At 63.0% G+C, this 17,271-nt stretch carries 11 protein-coding genes and 1 pseudogene; 9 read left to right on the top strand and 3 right to left on the bottom strand.

Translation table 11 applies throughout. The annotated features are described in order from the left end of the window. Window positions 1-6: 6 nt before the first annotated feature. On the bottom strand, window positions 7-1,686 hold the full coding sequence (locus JF616_21375) for a TolC family protein (protein ID MBW8890314.1): 1,680 nt from the start codon (window positions 1,684-1,686) through the stop codon (window positions 7-9). 148 nt (window positions 1,687-1,834) lie between these two features. Here JF616_21375 and JF616_21380 point away from each other — a divergent pair, with 148 nt between their 5' ends. From JF616_21380 to JF616_21400, 5 genes are read left to right on the top strand one after another with little or no spacing between them, the layout of a single operon-like run. After that, window positions 1,835-2,902 (top strand): ABC transporter permease, encoded by a 1,068-nt coding sequence (locus JF616_21380; GenBank protein MBW8890315.1) that lies wholly within the window; start codon window positions 1,835-1,837, stop codon window positions 2,900-2,902. Window positions 2,903-2,907: 5 nt separating this feature from the next. After that, window positions 2,908-3,702 carry an ATP-binding cassette domain-containing protein gene (locus JF616_21385; GenBank protein ID MBW8890316.1) on the top strand — a complete coding sequence of 265 codons (795 nt, stop codon included), beginning with the start codon at window positions 2,908-2,910 and terminating at the stop codon, window positions 3,700-3,702. Next, entirely contained in the window at window positions 3,702-4,586 is an 885-nt protein-coding gene (locus tag JF616_21390; protein MBW8890317.1) for an MCE family protein, read from the top strand. Before JF616_21385 ends, JF616_21390 begins: the two co-directional genes overlap by 1 nt. After that, on the top strand, window positions 4,583-5,341 hold the full coding sequence (locus JF616_21395; protein ID MBW8890318.1) for a membrane integrity-associated transporter subunit PqiC: 759 nt from the start codon (window positions 4,583-4,585) through the stop codon (window positions 5,339-5,341). The genes JF616_21390 and JF616_21395 overlap by 4 nt, the downstream gene beginning before the upstream one ends. Window positions 5,342-5,345: 4 nt before the next feature. Next, window positions 5,346-7,031 (top strand): hypothetical protein, encoded by a 1,686-nt coding sequence (locus JF616_21400; protein ID MBW8890319.1) that lies wholly within the window; start codon window positions 5,346-5,348, stop codon window positions 7,029-7,031. Window positions 7,032-7,036: 5 nt separating this feature from the next. Here JF616_21400 and JF616_21405 read toward each other — a convergent pair whose 3' ends face one another. Both JF616_21405 and JF616_21410 read right to left on the bottom strand, forming a co-directional pair. After that, on the bottom strand, window positions 7,037-8,107 hold the full coding sequence (locus JF616_21405) for a glycosyltransferase (protein MBW8890320.1): 1,071 nt from the start codon (window positions 8,105-8,107) through the stop codon (window positions 7,037-7,039). 70 nt (window positions 8,108-8,177) lie between these two features. Beyond that, window positions 8,178-9,098 carry a serine acetyltransferase gene (locus JF616_21410; protein ID MBW8890321.1) on the bottom strand — a complete coding sequence of 307 codons (921 nt, stop codon included), beginning with the start codon at window positions 9,096-9,098 and terminating at the stop codon, window positions 8,178-8,180. A 162-nt stretch (window positions 9,099-9,260) separates the two neighbouring features. Between JF616_21410 and JF616_21415 the strand changes: the two genes are divergently transcribed. The 4 genes and pseudogenes from JF616_21415 (at window position 9,261) to JF616_21430 (ending at window position 17,185) form a co-directional block, all read left to right on the top strand. Continuing rightward, window positions 9,261-10,355 carry a dipeptide epimerase gene (locus tag JF616_21415; GenBank protein ID MBW8890322.1) on the top strand — a complete coding sequence of 365 codons (1,095 nt, stop codon included), beginning with the start codon at window positions 9,261-9,263 and terminating at the stop codon, window positions 10,353-10,355. 55 nt (window positions 10,356-10,410) lie between these two features. Beyond that, window positions 10,411-11,550 (top strand): 4-phosphoerythronate dehydrogenase, encoded by a 1,140-nt coding sequence (locus tag JF616_21420; protein MBW8890323.1) that lies wholly within the window; start codon window positions 10,411-10,413, stop codon window positions 11,548-11,550. A gap of 1,120 nt (window positions 11,551-12,670) precedes the next feature. Then, a pseudogene (locus tag JF616_21425) lies at window positions 12,671-13,603 on the top strand (DUF1080 domain-containing protein). Between the two features lie 651 nt (window positions 13,604-14,254). Next, entirely contained in the window at window positions 14,255-17,185 is a 2,931-nt protein-coding gene (locus tag JF616_21430; protein ID MBW8890324.1) for a pyruvate, phosphate dikinase, read from the top strand. Window positions 17,186-17,271 lie beyond the last annotated feature (86 nt).

Raw genomic sequence — 17,271 nt, forward strand, 5'->3', positions numbered from 1 at the left:
GATCGGCTAGGGGCTCTTAGGTCCCAAATTATGTATAAAATCGCCCAAAGTCCATCCGATCGACTTGATCACCTTGGCCACGGCGAGATTGTAGTTCAGCACGGCTTCGTAATAATCCCGTCTGGCGCCCAGCGCGGTTTTGTACGGGGATATCAGGTCCTTGGCGTTGGACGGATCCAAATCGTATTTCATGGCCGCGCCTTTCAGCCAAGCCTCCGCGGCGCGCAGGGATTTCTGGGCATCGGCCACGTCCGCCTTGCAATTCAGCATCTGCAGGTATTCGTCCTGCATCTTGAGCAGTAGCCCGCGGGCGGCATAGGCCTCGGTACGCTCCAGCTGGTTGAGTTCGATCCTCTCCTTGCGGACCTTCTCGTAACGCGACCAGAAATTGAGGTTCAGGCGCATGCCCAGCCCGCCCACGGCGGTCAGCTCATTGAGGGGATCGCGGGCGAAGGGATCCTCGCCGCCCGAAGAGCGCGCCGGGGACCAGGCCTTGGTGTATTTGAAGTCGCCGAACAGGAAGATATCCGGGCCGAGTTCCCCTTTCGCGACGCGCACCAGTTCGCGACGGGCCGCCAAACCGTTGGCAAGGCGCTTGAGATCGGGATGGTTGAGCAGGGTCAGCATCTTCAGGGAATCCAGCGACGGGAATACTTCGGACCGCATCGTGAGGTTGGTATCCCGCGGGGCGAGAGCCTCGGAGTCCGGCACCTGGAGCAGGAAGTGCAAGGCCAGATCCGCGCGGGAGACCCCCGTGGTCGCCTCGTTGCGGGCTTTCTCGAAGGTGTAGCGACCGGCCTTCAATTCGAGGAGATCCGTCTGCTTTACGTTCCCGTCGCCCTCGTCGAGTTTCTCCTCCATCGTCTTCTGGGCCTTGTCCAGGTCCTTGGCCGCATTGCGGAGGATGGATAGCATTTGGCCCGCGTAGATCCGCTGGAAATACCGCTGCTGCGCCTCCTCGGAGACATCCATTTTTTCCTTTTGGAACTGGGCTTCGGAGACGCGGATATTGGCCTCGGCCGCGCGCTTGCCCGCGATGTAGCGGGTGAAATTCAAAGGCTGCGCCACCGTGGCTTCGATCCCGAAGAAGGGCCCCCACTGATGGAAGTCGTACTCTTTCTGCTTCTGGAAGATGGGCGTATTGTCCGGCAGGAATTCCCTGTTGGTTGAAATCGAGGTGCTATCGAGCACGGTACGCAGGCCCGGCGCGGGGCCCATGCCGGTTTCCACGGTGAATTTGGGGAGGATGGCGGACCGCTTCAGATCCTCGAGTTGCAGTTCGCTCTTGTCGATCTCCAGCCGCTTCTCCTTCAAGATGGGATAGACCTCCATGGCCATCTTTTCGGCCGTGGCGTAATCGAAGGCGCGCGCGGGCGGCGTCGGACGATCGGCAGGCGGCGCGGAGGGAGCGGGCGCAGGGGGTTGGGGCGCGGCGGACGCGCTATCGGAAACGGGGCTATCCGTCCCGGCTTTGGCCGGCGCGGTACGGTTCGGGGCATGAACGGGCCCCGGTTTAGATGCCGGCACGCTGTCGGATCCGGGATGCGGGGCCGCCGACCGGGACGCGGCGGGCGCGCCCGTTGATTGCAACGGGGACGGGCCTGTGCCGGCGGATGCGATGGCGGCGCAGACGAACGCGCCGCTTAAGATGCGCGCGAGACGGTTGCTTTCCCGGTGGGGTTCCATTTTAGGCATCGAATCGGGAAACTATTTTATTTACAATGACATTCAGGATAATGAGCTTCATCCGTATGCCGGACAAAGGTACATTTATTCTCCGCATGATACCCGCATCAACCCACCGCGCGAACGCCCCCAGAATCCCAGACCGCGCGTGAACGCTCGGTCCTTCGCATTGCCCCCCGAGATCACCCCCGATTGGGTTTCGCGGGAGCATGGCCGCCTTCTGGACGGGGCCGGAAACGGTCCGCTGGAACTCGATTGCCGCAAGGTCGTCCGGCTCGATACCCTGGCCCTCGCTTGGCTGGCCCAATTGCAGGAGTCGCTATCCCAGCGCGGGGGCAAACTGGTGCTCAAGGGCCTTTCGCCCGAAATGAAGAAGCGCTTGGCCCACGCGGTGCTGCCGGAAACCGGGGACGCGGAAAAAAAACCGCCCCTCCCGTTAACCGAGCGGGTGGGCGAGTCCGGCATCGCTTTCATCGTGGAGATGCGCGATACCCTTGTGCTTCTCAGCGAATCCCTGTACTGGTCCACCTTCGCCCTGTTCCGTTCCAAGACGCTGATGCGCGGGGATACCGTGATCCAGATGGTGCGTCTGGGGAGCAACGCCCTGCCCATCGTGCTCTTGCTCTCGGTCATCATCGGCTTTACCTTGGCGCTGCAATCGGGGATCCAATTGCAGAAATTCGGCGCCACGGTTTTCCTGGCGAGCGGCATGGGCATCAGCATGGTGACCGAGTTCGGCCCGATCCTGACCGCCGTGATCCTGGCCGGGCGCTCAGGCAGTTCGGTTACGGCGGAAATCTCCACCATGGTGGTGCAGGAAGAAGTCGGCGCCTTGCATGCCATGGCCATCAACCCGATCCATTTCCTGGTGCTGCCCCGCTTCTGGGCCATGTCCCTGACCGGACCCATGCTGACCGCGGTGTCGGCCGCTTCCGGCATTTTCGCGGGGGGCGCGGTGGGATTCTGGTTCTTCAAATTGTCCCCGGCATCGTATATCTCGGGTCTCAAGGAAGCGGTCACCCTCAACTTCATGGGACAAGCGTTGGTGAAATCCGTAACCTTCGCTTGGATCATCGCGTTGGTGGCGATCAACAAGGGGCTGAACGTGCGGGGAGGGGCCGACGCGGTGGGCAAGGCCACCACTTCGTGCGTAGTGACCTGCATATTCGCGATAATCTTCGCGGATGCCGTGTTTTCCTTCATCTTCTACTATTGAGTCGCATGGACGAGGGGCCTAAATTAGTGGTGAAACGGTTGCGCGCCGGCTACGGCGGCGATCCGGTTTTGCAGGACGTATCCCTTACCGTCCAGCCCCGGGAGATCCGCATCGTGCTGGGCGGTTCCGGTTGCGGCAAGTCCACCCTGCTCAGGAACATCATCGGGTTGGAGAAACCGCTGGGGGGCGAGATCGAGATCCTGGGTTCCAAGGTGGATTGGAGCCAGGGCCAATCCCCGATCGAGCAGCTCCGCCGCATGGGCGTGCTCTTCCAAGGCGGCGCCCTGCTCTCCTCCCTGACCGTCGGGGAAAACGTGGCCTTGCCCATGCGTATCCATAACCCCGGGCTCCCGCCGGCCGTGGTGGAAGAACTGGTCCGCATCAAGCTGGGGCAAGTGAAACTCGAACAAGCCTACGATAAGGCGCCCAATGAGCTTTCGGGGGGCATGCGCAAGCGGGCCGCCTTGGCGCGCGCCATCGTGAACGATCCCGAACTCCTGTTCTGCGACGAGCCCTCGGCGGGACTCGACCCCGTCACTTCGCGTAGCCTGGACGAGCTGCTGCTCGAGTTGCGCGAGAACCTGGGGATCACCATGGTGGTGGTGACCCATGAGCTGGATTCCATCCGTACCTTGTGCGATCGCCTTACCTTCCTCTCCCAAGGAAAGGTTATTTGCGATAGCACCCTCGAGGAGGCCGAGCGTTCCGGGCCGCAAGAGGTGAAGGATTTCCTGGCGCGCAAGCCCGAGCCGCATAAGGCCAAGGGACGGGTGGCCGTATTCAATGTGGAGGAGGGCTGATGGACGTGAGCCGCGCGGAAAAAGCCCGCTTGGGTATCTTCCTGATCGGAACGGCCGTTTTGCTGGTGGTGGTGATCTTCGCCTTGGTTGGCAAAAAGATTTTCACCAAGAAGGTGCCCTACTTCACCCGCCTGTCGGAAACGGTGAGCGGGCTGGAGCTCGGGACTCCCGTGAAACAGAACGGCGTGGACGTGGGAAACATCGTCGCCATCCTGACCGACACGACGGATGTCACGCGGTCGGTCGTGCGATTCGAGGTAAACAAGGGCACCCCCGTTAAGCAGGACATGGTGGCCAGCATGGGCAGCTATGGAATCACCGGACTGAAATACCTGGAGCTCACCGGGGGCAGCTACTCCGCCCCGGACGTGCCGCCCGGCGGCGAGATACGCTCTGAACTATCGACCTTGGGGAAACTCACGCAACGGGCCGATTCCATCGCCTACAAGATCGATCGACTGCTCGGGAACGTGCTGGCCCTGACCGAGTCCCAGGGACGGGCCCAACTCGAGAAGCTGGTGAACAGTTCGGTGAACCTGGCAGGCAGCCTGGACAGCCTCACCTCGGATATCGCCCGCATCCGTCCGGGGCGGCGCATCGACGCGATCTTGGCCGATGCGGAAGCGGCTACCTCCACGCTCAAGGACAAAATCAAGAAAGCGGAAATCGATGAGACCGTCCATGAATACCGCAAGCTGGCGGAAGGCGCGGGAGACGTCGCCCAGAAGATGGACATCACGATTCTCCGCGTCCAAGAGGACTTGTCGCAATCGATGAATAACCTGAAGGAGACCATGAAGAACATGAACGCCTTCAGCCGCCAGATCCGGGAGAATCCCTCGGTTCTGTTGCGCAGCGAAGAGAAGCAGGAGCGCCACAAATGAACCGCGCCCTTCCCCTCCGCCATCCCGCCCGCGCCGCGGCCGTCCTGATCTTGTCGCTCCTTTCCGGATGCTACTGGGGCAAGGTCCAGGAGACGAAGTATTACGTGCTCGACTACGTGCCTACGCCCCCGCCCGAGCGCATCCAGAAGGGCCCCTACCCGTTCGTCCTGCGCCTGCGGGACTGCGAAATCGCCGAAGCCTACCGGCGCAGCCAGATCGTCTACCGTCAATCCGCCAACCAGATGCAGTTCTACGGGCTGCACCTGTGGGCCGTCGATCCCGACCGGATGATGACCGACCTGGCGCTGAAGCATTTGAAGGCCGCCCAGCTCTTCGACAATGTCACCCGCACGGTGGAGAACTTCGTTCCCGACTTCTACCTCTCCTGCAACGTGCAAGCCATCGAGGAGTTCGACAGCAAGGAGCAGGTGTATTCCCATCTCGCCATCGAATACCAGCTCGAGAACGCCAAGACCAACGTGATCACCTGGAAGAAGCTCTACGACCTGCGCAAGGCGGTGGTCCAACCGGAACCGATCTACGTGGTCCGGGAGCTGTCGGCGCTGGCGGAAACCATTAACGATCGCCTGGTGCAGGAATTGGACGTGGTGCTGGACGAGGCCAAGTACAAGAAGCAGGAGAAGACCGACAGCGTACGGGCCGATACGGCCGCCCACGGCGCCGCGGGCCCCGAGCGGCAAGCCGGCCCAGCGGCTCCCGGTCCCGTCCGCGAGGCCGGGAAGGCCAAGCGCTGACCGCATGCGCCGCGTGCTAGCCTCCTTTCTGCGGGCCCTTTGCGGAACGGGAGCCGACCGGCGCAGCGCCGGCCCGATCGCCCGTCTAATCACCATCCTGCCGGGAATCCTGCTTTCCGTCCTGCCGGCGCGGGCAGTCCAGATCGGGGATCTGCCTGGCGAGGACATTTCCAGCGGGGAGGTCAGCAAGGCGGAAGCCCGGGCCCACGTGGAAACGCCCGTGCGGCACAACAATAATTGGTTGGCCGCTTCCATCGAAGAGCAATTGGCGCGGGAACGAACCCTCATCCCCATGGGGAAGGGCGCCATTTTCGTGCCGAGCTATACCGAACCCCGCCGCGAACCCGAAGTCACCGTTACCACCTTGGGCGGAATGCAGGTGAAGAACGGGACCACGGGGCAACGCATCCTGGTGGATTCCGGCCTGTACACCGTGCGGCTGGGCTCGGGCACCGCCGCGCAGCAAATGTCCGTCGACGTAAGGGTGGAAGAAGGGCATACTTCGGTGGTTCCGCCCGAATGGAGCGGCCTGCTGGTGGAGACGCTGACGCCGGAGGGCAACTACCTCGAATCCCAATACGAGGTCATCCGCGTCGACCGCGGAACCAACTACGGCAAGGGCCGCGGCTTACCGGAAGAGCGCCTCCAGGATATCCGGGCCTGGCTTCTTCCCGCCGGCATGTACCGGATCAGCAAGCCCGGGGAAGGCTTCAACTCCTTACGCAATTACATCACCGTGCAACTCAATCCCGGAGAGCTGACCCAGATCGAACTGATCTTCGACAAGACGAGCGGCGACCTCATCGCCGGGGGCGTGAAGGCATTGAACACCCGGGTCAAGATGGGCAGCAATTGGAGCCTGGGCATCCGCGCCGGCGGCAACGTGGATCTATCCCGTGTGACCGACAATACGGATACGCGCAAGGAGGCCGCCTTGGTTTCGGACGACCTACGCATGCGCTTGCAATACGACGATGCCCTTTACCTGGGAACCACCGAGCTGTTCCTGCAAGATAATTTCAGCAAGGAGCGCAACCGCCGCCTGAACGTCACCTCCGACATCGCCGAACTACGCACCACCTGGATTCGGCGCTTGCTGCCCTGGCTGGGCCCGTACGTACGCACCATCCTCTCCACCCATTTGTTCGACAACAAGCCGGTCACGGACTCCGTCTCCATCGTCACCCAAAAGGACTCTTCCGGAACGCTGGTGCCGCAGGTCTCCAAGATCGTAGGCGGGAACTTCATCATCCAACCATCCCTCGATCCCCTTAACTTACAGGAAGGGGCGGGATTCAACGTGGAGATGGTCTCGAAGTACTACCTGGAAGCCAATTCCCAGCTCGGGGTAGCGGCCATCCAGAACTTGGTGGACTACAGCTACGTCACCAATGGGGAGGGTCAATATCTCCGCGCCAAATCGACCTACGAGATCGGCGTCGAGGGTAACCTGTACGGAACCCTCCGCCTGGGATCGGACATGACCTTGGATCTGCGCCTGGAGCTTTTCGCCCCCAATTCCGACCCGGCGCGCATCCGCTTGCGGGACCTCACGGCCGACTTCCGCTTCTTCCTCACCCGGAACATCGAGATTGGGTACCTGTATCAGGTCAAGGAAGAGACCGCAATAACCAAAAACCGCTTCCCCAGCTCGCACAACCTGTCCCTGCGATTGTCCTTCAATTATTGAGGGCCCTACCCAACGCCCATGGCCCGGAGGTAGGCCCGCGCCACGGTCGGGAAGTCCCAACGGTACCGATTGGCCGGCGGCTGAACCTTTCCCTCCAGATAGCCCAGCGCTAGTCCGCGGAGTTCCGTTCCATCGCGGTAAAGATCCACGGGAGCCCCTTCCGCTTGGAGCCAGCGCGTAAGCGGCAAATCCGGAACCAGGATGGGACGTCCCAAGTGGAGCAGATGCAGCAACGATCCGCTATTGCTCTTGAAGCGCATGGGGCTGACGAAAAGATCGCATAAGCTTAAGTGCGACCCGACCCGTTCCGGAGGCAGCCAACCCGTGACGCGAACGCGATCGGAAAGGCCGCGCGCCGCCGCTTCGTGTTCGAGGCGTTCCTGCATGCCGCTTGCGGATCGTTCCCCGCCCAGGATCAATAAAGCCGTCCCGGGATCGAGGGTCGCCAGCAGATCGAAAACCTGGGCATAATCCGAGGCCGGATTGAGGAATCCGAATATCCCTATGATGGACTTAGGCCTACGCGGGAAATAATCTTCCTTGCGCACGACCGGGCTGGCTACGGAGGGCGCGTAGAAGGCGTGCGGGACCGGTTCAAGCACCTTGCCGGGGGCCAGCGGGCCCAGGATGGCGGCGTTGGGGCCCGATAGGGGAATCACGCGATGGGCTGCATATCCCGCGGCTTGGAGCCGCCGTTCACGGGCGAACTCCCGGTGCTTCCATCGATAGATGGCGCGCTTCAACCAGAGCAAGGGCGGGAAACCCGCGCGCAGATCGGCGTAAGGGAAGGCGAAGGGATCTTCCGCGTAGACTTCATGCGGAACCACGAACATCCGGCCGGGAAAGCGCGCCCCCAAGCGGATCAGGAAACCGGGATCGGGAACCAAGGACCTTTCGTAATGCACGAGGATGGCTTGGCACGATTCCAATCGGGGCGAAGCCAGCGCGTGCCGGAAGGGTACGAAGGCCAGATCGCATTCGGCCGCCAGGACGGCGGCCAATCTTCCGACGTAATCGGCGATGCCGCAGGGTTGGGATGCGTCGGGGCCGACGAGGCCGATGCGCGAACGGGGCATGGGGGGATTATAGCGTATGTCGGGCCGGGAAGGGGGCCCGCCCTATCGATTCCGGTCCGCCGAGGCGATACTATTTGTGCTGCGAACGCGCCCGTTCCGACATCACCACGGTATCCGGCGGCACCGAAGAGGTAATCCAGCAGTTACCGCCGATCACGCTGTTGCGCCCGATGGTGGTCTTCCCGCCCAGCACGGTCGCCCCCGCATAGATGGTCACCCCGTCTTCGAGGTTGGGATGGCGCTTGATTCCCTTGATGGGATTCCCGTCCTCGTCCTTCTTGAAGCTCAGGGCCCCCAAGGTCACGCCCTGGTACAGCTTCACCCCGCGGCCGATCACGGCGGTCTCGCCGATCACCACGCCCGTACCATGATCGATGAAGAAGCCCGGGCCGATGGTCGCGCCGGGATGGATGTCCGAGCCGGTCCGGGAATGGGCCACTTCGCTCAGCATGCGCGGAAGCAATGGGACGCCGTCGCGGTACAACTCGTGGGCCAGGCGATGGGTCGAGATGGTTTGCACGAACGGATAGCTCATCAGTACTTCCACCACCGAACCGGCGGCGGGATCGCCTTCGTAGGCCGCCAACAAATCCTCGCCCAATACGCGCCGGATGGAGGGAAGGTTCGATAGGAGGCGATCGGTGATTTCCATGGCGCGCGGGCCATTCCCGCCTTCCGGCGCAGGCGCGGTTTCGGGCCCGTTGCGGGAGGCCCGGTAGTCCAAGGCCTTGACGATATGCGAAGCCAAGGCCGAACGCGCCGAAGCCAGGCTGTCCCGCAGGAACGCATCCAACTCGTCCTCGCGCAAAGCCTGATCGCCGAATACGCCCGGGAACAGGATGGATAGAAGCTGATCCACCAATTGGGCGACGGCCTCGCGGCCGGGCAGCCGATGCACGGCGCTGATGTTGCACAGATGATCGCCCGCCACCGCGCGCCCCAGATCGGCGGCGATGGCGGCTAGGCTTTCTTTATCCAAGGGCTTATTCACGGGTTACTCGATCCTGGCCGGAAGTATGTCGATCCAAGTCGAAATATACCCCATGGGTAACCGACCTCCAAGGCGAAGGCATGGCGCCGGATAGAGCGGGATAGCGGTATCCTGGCGCGGGCCCGCGGTATCTACGGTACAATTGGCAGGGAGGGAAATCCCATGATTTCGCATATCGAGATCTTCCGGCTGGCGCTCCCCATGGAGCCGTTCCGGATCGCGACGGAACTCTCCACCGTCGCGCAGAACACCTTCATCCGCATCCACGACGGGGACGGGCTTGTTGGTATGGGGGAATGCTCCGCTTTCCCCATGCTGGTGGGAGAGACCCAGGAAACCTGCTTCGCGGTGGCCCAGGACTTCGCCCGGCTCCTCAAGGGAAAGGACCCCTTCGATATCGAGGGCCGCATGGCCGATCTGGACCGCGCCCTCGCCTTCAATACCACCATCAAAAGCGCTTTCGACATGGCCTTGCACGACCTCGCCGCCAAGGCCGCGGGCGTGCCCCTGTACCGCTTCCTGGGCGGGGAGCGTAAGGAAATCGAAACCGACCTCACCATAGGCATCAACGCGCCGGACCGCATGGCGGAGACGGCCCGCGATTTCGTCCGCAAGGGCGTGCGCATCATCAAGATCAAGCTGGGCAAGGACGGCGAGGAAGACGTGGAGAGGGTGCGTTCCATCCGCGCGGCGGTGGGCCCTGACATCGGGCTGCGCATCGACGCCAATCAAGGTTGGGATTTCGATACCGCCCTTCGCTGCCTCCGCGCCTTGGAGCCCTGCGACGTCCAGTTCTGCGAACAGCCCATCCACCACCATTACGATTACCTTCTGCCGGAGCTGCGCGAACGATCCCCCATCCCCATCATGGCCGATGAAAGCGTCTTCAACCACCACGATGCCATCCGCCTCATCGAGGCGGAAGCGGTGGATGCCATCAACGTTAAGCTCGCCAAATCGGGCGGCATCCTGGAAGCCCGGCGCATCGCGGAAACCGCCGCCCGCTACGGCATCCCCTGCATGCTGGGCGGCATGCTGGAAAGCCGCCTGGCCCTGACCGCCATGGCGCACCTCGCCATGGCCCAAAGGAATTTCGCGTACTACGACCTGGACACCTGCCTGCTGGGGCAGTTGGAAGATCCCGTGGTGGGCGGGGCCCGCTATCGCGGGTATTTTCTCGAAGTTCCCGATGCGCCGGGGATCGCCGCGGATATCGATCCCGCCTTCCTGGCGCGGTGCCCGGGCATCGTGATTTAAAGCCCCAAGGTCGGGAAATTCTTAGCTTTGGCGCTCACGTTCCGGGGACAACCGCATGCGCATTTTCGTCGATGAAAACATTCCCATGGGCCGCGAGGCCTTCGCCGCCCATGGCGAGGTCACCCTTTTCGCCGGCCGCAACCTCAAGCGCGCCGACTTGTCCGCCGCCGACGCTCTCCTGGTCCGCTCCGTCACCCGCGTGGACGCCGGCCTTTTGGAAGGCACGCCCGTCCGCTTCGTGGGCACGGCCACCATCGGCACCGATCATATCGATCAGGCCTGGCTGGCATCGCAAGGTATCGGCTTCGCATCGGCTCCCGGTTGCAACGCCAACTCCGTAGGCGAATACCTGGCTTCCGCATTGACCTGGCTGGCCGCCGAAAAGGGTTTCGCGCTGGAAGGCAAGACGCTGGGGATTATCGGATGGGGGCATGTCGGGAAGCGCGTGGAAGCCAAGGCCGCGGGCCTGGGACTGAAGGTATTGCGCAACGATCCTCCCCTGGAGCAGTCCGGCGGCGCGCCCGGAGTCGCCTTCGTATCGCTGGAGCGATTGCTGGACGAGTGCGATATCCTGTCGCTGCACGTGCCTCTCATCAAGGCCGGCCCCCACCCCACCCTCGAACTGGCGGGCCCGGACTTCTTCGCGCGCCTCCAGCGCCCCATCGTCCTATGCAATACCTGCCGCGGCGAAGTGATCGACGAAACCGCCCTGCGCCAGGCCCATGCCGCCGGGCGCATCCGCCATCTCGTCCTCGACGTGTTCGCGGGGGAACCGAGGCCTGATCCGGCCCTCTGCGCGATCGCCGATCTCGTGACTCCGCATATCGCGGGGTATTCCCTGCCCGGCAAGCTCAACGGCACCACCCAGGTGGCCGCCGCCTTCCGTGCCTGCTTCGGATTCCCGGATGCCTGGGCGCCCGCCTACCCCCATCCTTCCGAAGACGAACTGGCGTACGTCCCGGGCAGCGACGCCTCCTTCCTCAGGCGATGCATCGCCTCCGTTTACGACGTGGCGGAAGACGATGCCCGTTTGCGTTCCGCCCTCCGCGAAGCCGATCCCGGCAAGGGATTCGATCGCTTGCGGCGCGAATATCCCATCCGTCACGAATTCGCATCATACCAAGTAATCGGGTTACCGGCGGAAAAGCGGGAGTTGCGTTCCCGGCTGCAAGCCCTGGGTTTCCGCATCCGCTGAACCCAGGCGCGCGACGCTCCGGGGATCCGCCCGCCCACCATCCCTGATTCCGGGCGGATATGCCCCGATCCGCCGTGGAGCCGCATAAAAAAAGGCAAACTTCACGCCGATAGCGCCGGGACGGCCTCCAGAAGCGGATTGAGTTCGGAAAACGGTGGAGATTTGCCGCCGGATCCAGTACCTTAGGCCATACTGTGGCGAACCTTTGTTTCACCGCGAACCCGGGGTTCGCGAGGGAAGCAGAACGCCGCGTTCGCGACAAGCCGCCGGCAAGGGCGGCGAAACCGGGAAAACGAAATCCCGGGGTGCGGATCCGGTTCCCTGGCGATGCCTAGGGGACGGGGTCGGTGACCCCATCTGACAGCCCAGAAAGGACTGCCATGAAGAACATGCTCTCCCAGCAGACCCCGGTGCGCTCCCTGCTTAAGCTTCGCCCCATGGCCATCGAGCTTTTGGATAAGCGCAAGCTGCGCTATTGGGACGCTCTGGACAAACCGCTGGGGGACTTGTTCCGGAAGGAAGGGCTCCGGTCCGCAGCCAACGGCCTTCCTGCGGAAGGCGGCCCTCAAAGAGAGGGCGGCCCTCGAAGCGAGGGCATGGATGATTTTCTGGACGAGGTGAGCTATACGCGCGTTCCGGCGCCAGATACGGACTGGAGCGCCATGCCGTTGTACATGCTCATTGATTACCTGACCCACGAGCATCGCAGCCTTCTCCTCCAGGAAGTCGCCGATATTTCCCACCTACTGGACGTGCATACCCTCTCCGACGATGCGGAGGCCAGGCAGCTGCGGCCCTTTCACCGCGACTTCCAGGCCTGGGTGCGGGATTTCCAGGGCCATATCGACCAGGAAGAGGGCTTCCTCTTCCCCCGGGTTCTGCGTTACGAGGCTTGCCTGCGTGATCGCAACGTCCATCCCGAATTCCACCGTGGTTCCATCCAGTCCTTCATGGCCACCCGCGAAGCGCAAGTGGGCCGGCAATTCTACAAGACTTGCGAGACCTTCGCCCATCGCCTGGAAGCGCATTCCGCCGCCCATCCGGGCTCACCCGCCGCCGGTGAACTTGCGGAAACCGCCGCGCGCCTGAGCGCCAAACTCAGCGCCCATTTCGAACTCGAATCCAAAATCCTCTACGTAGCCGCCCGGGAACTGGAGCGCAGCCTGTACAACATGTCCATCGACGGCGACCCGGCCGTGGTGATGCATCGTCGGGGGCCGATGGATTCCGGGATCATGCGCCTGGAAGACGCGTAATCGTTCGCAAGGCCTTCATCGCCCTCTTCGCGGGCATTCTCGCAGCGGGATCGGCGCAGGCCCAACCCTCTGCGGCTACGGCGGCGGACTCCGGCTGGACGCCCCTTTGCAATGGCAAGAACCTGGATGGCTTCAACCTGTTCATCAACGGTACGGGCCTGGTCCCGCCCGCAGGGCGAACCGAATTCGACATCGATAGCGGCATGATCCATGCCCCCACGGGAGCCAAAGGGCATGTGGTCACGGCCAAGGAGTATGGCTATTACCGCGTCCGCGTGGACTATCGCTTCAGCCCGGAAAACGGCACCGAGAATGCGGGAATGCTGATCCATTTCGATCTCGGGCAAGCCGCCACCCTGAAGAACGTGAGCCGCCCGCGCTCCATCGAGGTGGACATCCAGAAGGGGGACAACTCGGAGTGGACCCTATGGGCCGCCGCGCAGCTTGGGCCTTATATCACCACCACCGTGAAATCGGGCACGGAAACATCGGCCAGCCCCGCTTACCTGCCCGCCGCGCAGGGGGGCGTCCCCTTTACCGCCGACCCTTGGGGCTCCCGCACCATCTTCAGCGCCATGCCCAACTCCGACAAGCCCAAAGGCGAATGGAACCACGGCGAAGCCTCCATCCACGGCGATAGCGGATCCTTCTGGCTGAACGGGCAACTGCGCTGCGCCGGGTGGGACTTCCAGGCCCGCGCCAATGCGAGCAACCCGACTCCCCGCGTGCGGTATGGACGCGGAGCGATCGCTTTGCAATCGGAAGGGCACCAGATCTGGTACCGCAACTTCGAGATCATGGAACTCGATTCCGCGACGGGAATCCCCTTGCATGCCCGCCGCGGCTGCACCGCCCGGGCCGATACCCGCTACGATCCCCGCGCCGTGGTCGATGATGGCACTTGCGCGGCCGCGGCGGCGCGCGACCGGATCGCCTCGGAGCCTTTGTTCCGCGCTTTCGGGTCCTGCGCTTCGCTTTCCGCGGAGATCCGGCGGCCCGGCGCCTATTCCTTGGAAGTCCTCGATGCGCGCGGGAACCGGGTGGCCGCCTGGCACGGGCAGGGGCCCGAGGGCCGGAGGCTGCCTTTGGAAGCCCACGGGATTTTCCTGGTCCGCTTCGATTCGAGGGCCGGATCCTCGACTTCACTTATCGCGGTTCCCTGACTTCGTTTTCCCCGGCCGGCCGTGAACGCTGGCCCGGGTCTTTCGTTTTAGGGTACGGGGTAAAGGGTTCAGGGTAGAGAAAACCCCTCCTCTTCAACCCTTTACCCTGTACCCTTAACCCTGTGCCCTTCTCTCCCCGATCAGTCCCTGAAGCCCGATTCCAAAGGGCCCAACCGCATTCGCAGTCTTGAGCTTCCGCCCCCCGGGAACTACATTCTGTCCTCCAAAAAAACGGCTTTTTACACGATTTCCGAGACTCAAGAGATCCACTGAAGGGAGTTCATTATGGCGAAGGCGCCTAAGTACGTCTATCTATTCGGCAAGACCAAAACCGACGGCAATTCCGGCATGAAGGAATTGTTGGGCGGCAAGGGCGCGAACCTCGCCGAAATGTGCCGCATCGGGCTCCCCGTCCCTCCCGGCTTCACCATCACCACCGAAGTCTGCACCTACTACTACGACAACAAGCGCACCTATCCCTCCGTCCTCCGGGCGCAGATGGAAGAGGGCATCAAGACCATCGAGGCCCAGACCAAGGCCAAGTTCGGCGACCTGAAGAACCCGCTGCTGGTTTCGGTCCGCTCCGGAGCCCGCGACTCCATGCCCGGCATGATGGACACCATCCTCAACCTCGGCCTCAACGACCAGACCGTAGTGGCCCTGGCCAACAAGACCAACAACGAGCGTTTCGCCTGGGATTGCTATCGCCGCTTCGTGCAGATGTACGGCGACGTTGTGCTCGGCGTGCAGAAGATGCCCGGCGAGGACCATGAGCCCTTCGAGATGGTCATCGAGAGCATCAAGGAAGATCGCCATGGCGACAAGGACATGGACGATACCAAGCTCACCGTGGCCGACCTCAAGGAACTGGTCCACCGCTTCCAGATCCTCATCAAGGAACGCACCGGCAAGGCCTTCCCCACCAATCCGTGGGAACAGCTCACCGGCGCCATCGGCGCCGTGTTCGGCTCCTGGATGAACGACCGCGCCATGGTCTACCGCCGCAAGTACAACATCCCCCATGAATGGGGCACGGCGGTCAACGTGCAGGCCATGGTCTACGGCAACACCGGCGAAAACTCGGGTTCCGGCGTGGCCTTCACGCGCGATCCCGCCACCGGCGAAAAGGTGTTCTACGGCGAGTTCCTCATCAACGCCCAAGGCGAAGACGTGGTGGCCGGCGTACGCACCCCGCAACCCGTCGTCGAAATGATCCAGAGCATGCCCGCGGCGTATAAGGAGCTGGATCGCATCCGCACCGCGCTCGAGAAGCATTTCAAGGACATGCAGGACTTCGAGTTCACCATCGAGGACGGGGTGGTGTACATGCTGCAGACCCGTAACGGCAAGCGCACCGGCGTGGCCGCCGTCCGCATCGCCTGCGAAATGGTGGAAGAGAAATTCATCGATTGGGAAACCGCGATCACCCGCGTTCCCGCCGATCAGCTCGATCAGGTCCTGGCCCCCATCTTCGATCGCGCCGCGCTTTCGACCACCACCGTCATCGCCACCGGCCTGCCGGCCGGCCCCGGCGCCGCTTCCGGCAAGATCTATTTCAACGCCGAGCGCGCGGTGGAAGCCGCCGAAAAGGGCGAGAAAGTATTGCTCGTCCGCGTCGAGACTTCCCCTGAGGATCTGCGCGGCATGATCGCGGCCGAAGGCATCCTCACCGCCCGCGGCGGCGTGTCATCGCATGCGGCCCTCGTGGCCCGTCAGATGGGCAAGGTCTGCGTCTGCGGCGCGGCCGCCCTGCATATCGACTACGATTCGAAGACCCTCAAGGTGGGCGGCAAGACCTACAACCAGGGCGACTTCCTCTCCATCGACGGCACCTCGGGCAACGTGTACGCCGGCCAGGTCAAGACCGCTCCTTCGGAAGTGGTGCAGGCCCTGGTGCAAGGCAATCCCGAGGCCCTCAAGAGCCGCACCTATAAGAATTACGCCACCCTTATGAAGTGGTGCGGCCAGGCCGCCCGCCTCCAGGTGCGCACCAACGCCGACAATCCCGAGCAGACCCGCAACGCGGTGGCGTTCGGCGCCGTAGGCATCGGCCTCACCCGCACCGAGCACATGTTCTTCGAAGGCGACCGCATCGACGCCATGCGCGAGATGATCCTGGCCGACAACGTGGACGCGCGCAAAGAGGCGCTGGCCAAGCTTCTCCCCTACCAGCGCGAAGACTTCCTGGGCATCTTCAAGGCCCTGAACGGCTATCCGGCCACCATCCGCTTCCTGGATCCGCCCCTGCACGAGTTCCTGCCCAACAGCAAGGAACAGCAGATGGATCTGGCCCGCAAGCTGAACATCCCGGTGGAAAAGATCATGAACCGCGTGCACGAGTTGCACGAGTTCAACCCCATGCTCGGCTTCCGCGGCTGCCGCCTCGGCATCAAGTATCCCGAGATCACCGAGATGCAGGCCCGCGCCGTCATCGAGGCCGCCGCCGAGGCCAAAGCCGCCGGCATCAAGGCCAAGCCCGAAATAATGATCCCGCTGGTCGGCTTCAAGAAGGAATTCGATCTGCAGATCGCCGTGGTCCACTCGGTGGCCAAGGCCGTGCAGGCCGAGAAGAAGATCAAGGTCGAGTACAGCGTCGGCACCATGATCGAGATCCCGCGCGGCGCCCTCACCGCCGACGAGATCGCCGAGACCGCCGAGTTCTTCAGCTTCGGCACCAACGACTTGACCCAGACCACCTTGGGCATGAGCCGCGACGATTCGGGCTCGTTCCTCCAGCCCTACATCGAATCCGAGATCGTGAAGAAGAACCCCTTCGCGAGCATCGATCAGACCGGCGTGGGACAGCTCATGCAAATCGCCATCGAGAAGGGCCGCAAGACCCGTCCCGACATCAAGCTCGGCATTTGCGGCGAGCACGGCGGCGACCCGGATTCGGTGAAGTTCTGCCATAAGATCGGCCTCAGCTACGTGAGCTGTTCGCCGTTCCGCGTGCCGATCGCCCGCCTCGCGGCGGCGCAGGCCGCGGTGGCCGACAAGAAGGCCGGCGCCAAGCCCGCGAAGGCGGCCGCCCCGAAGGCCAAGTCGTCGAAGCCGGCTCCCAAGGCCGCTGCGAAAGCGCCCGCCAAAGCGAAAGCCAAGGCCGCTAAACCCGCGCCAAAAGCGAAAGTTGCCGCCAAGCCCGCGAAGGCGTCCGCCCCGAAGGCCGCGTCCAAGCCGGTAAAAGCCAAGGCCAAGCGCGAAATGGCGATGGCCTAAGCTTCGGCGGAAATCGATTATCGATAAGGAACCGGGTGTAAGCCCGGTTCCTTTTTTTTGTCCCCAAAATCGACGGGGCCCGGCCG

Source organism: Fibrobacterota bacterium (assembly GCA_019509785.1).
Lineage (GTDB): Bacteria > Fibrobacterota > Fibrobacteria > UBA11236 > UBA11236 > Chersky-265.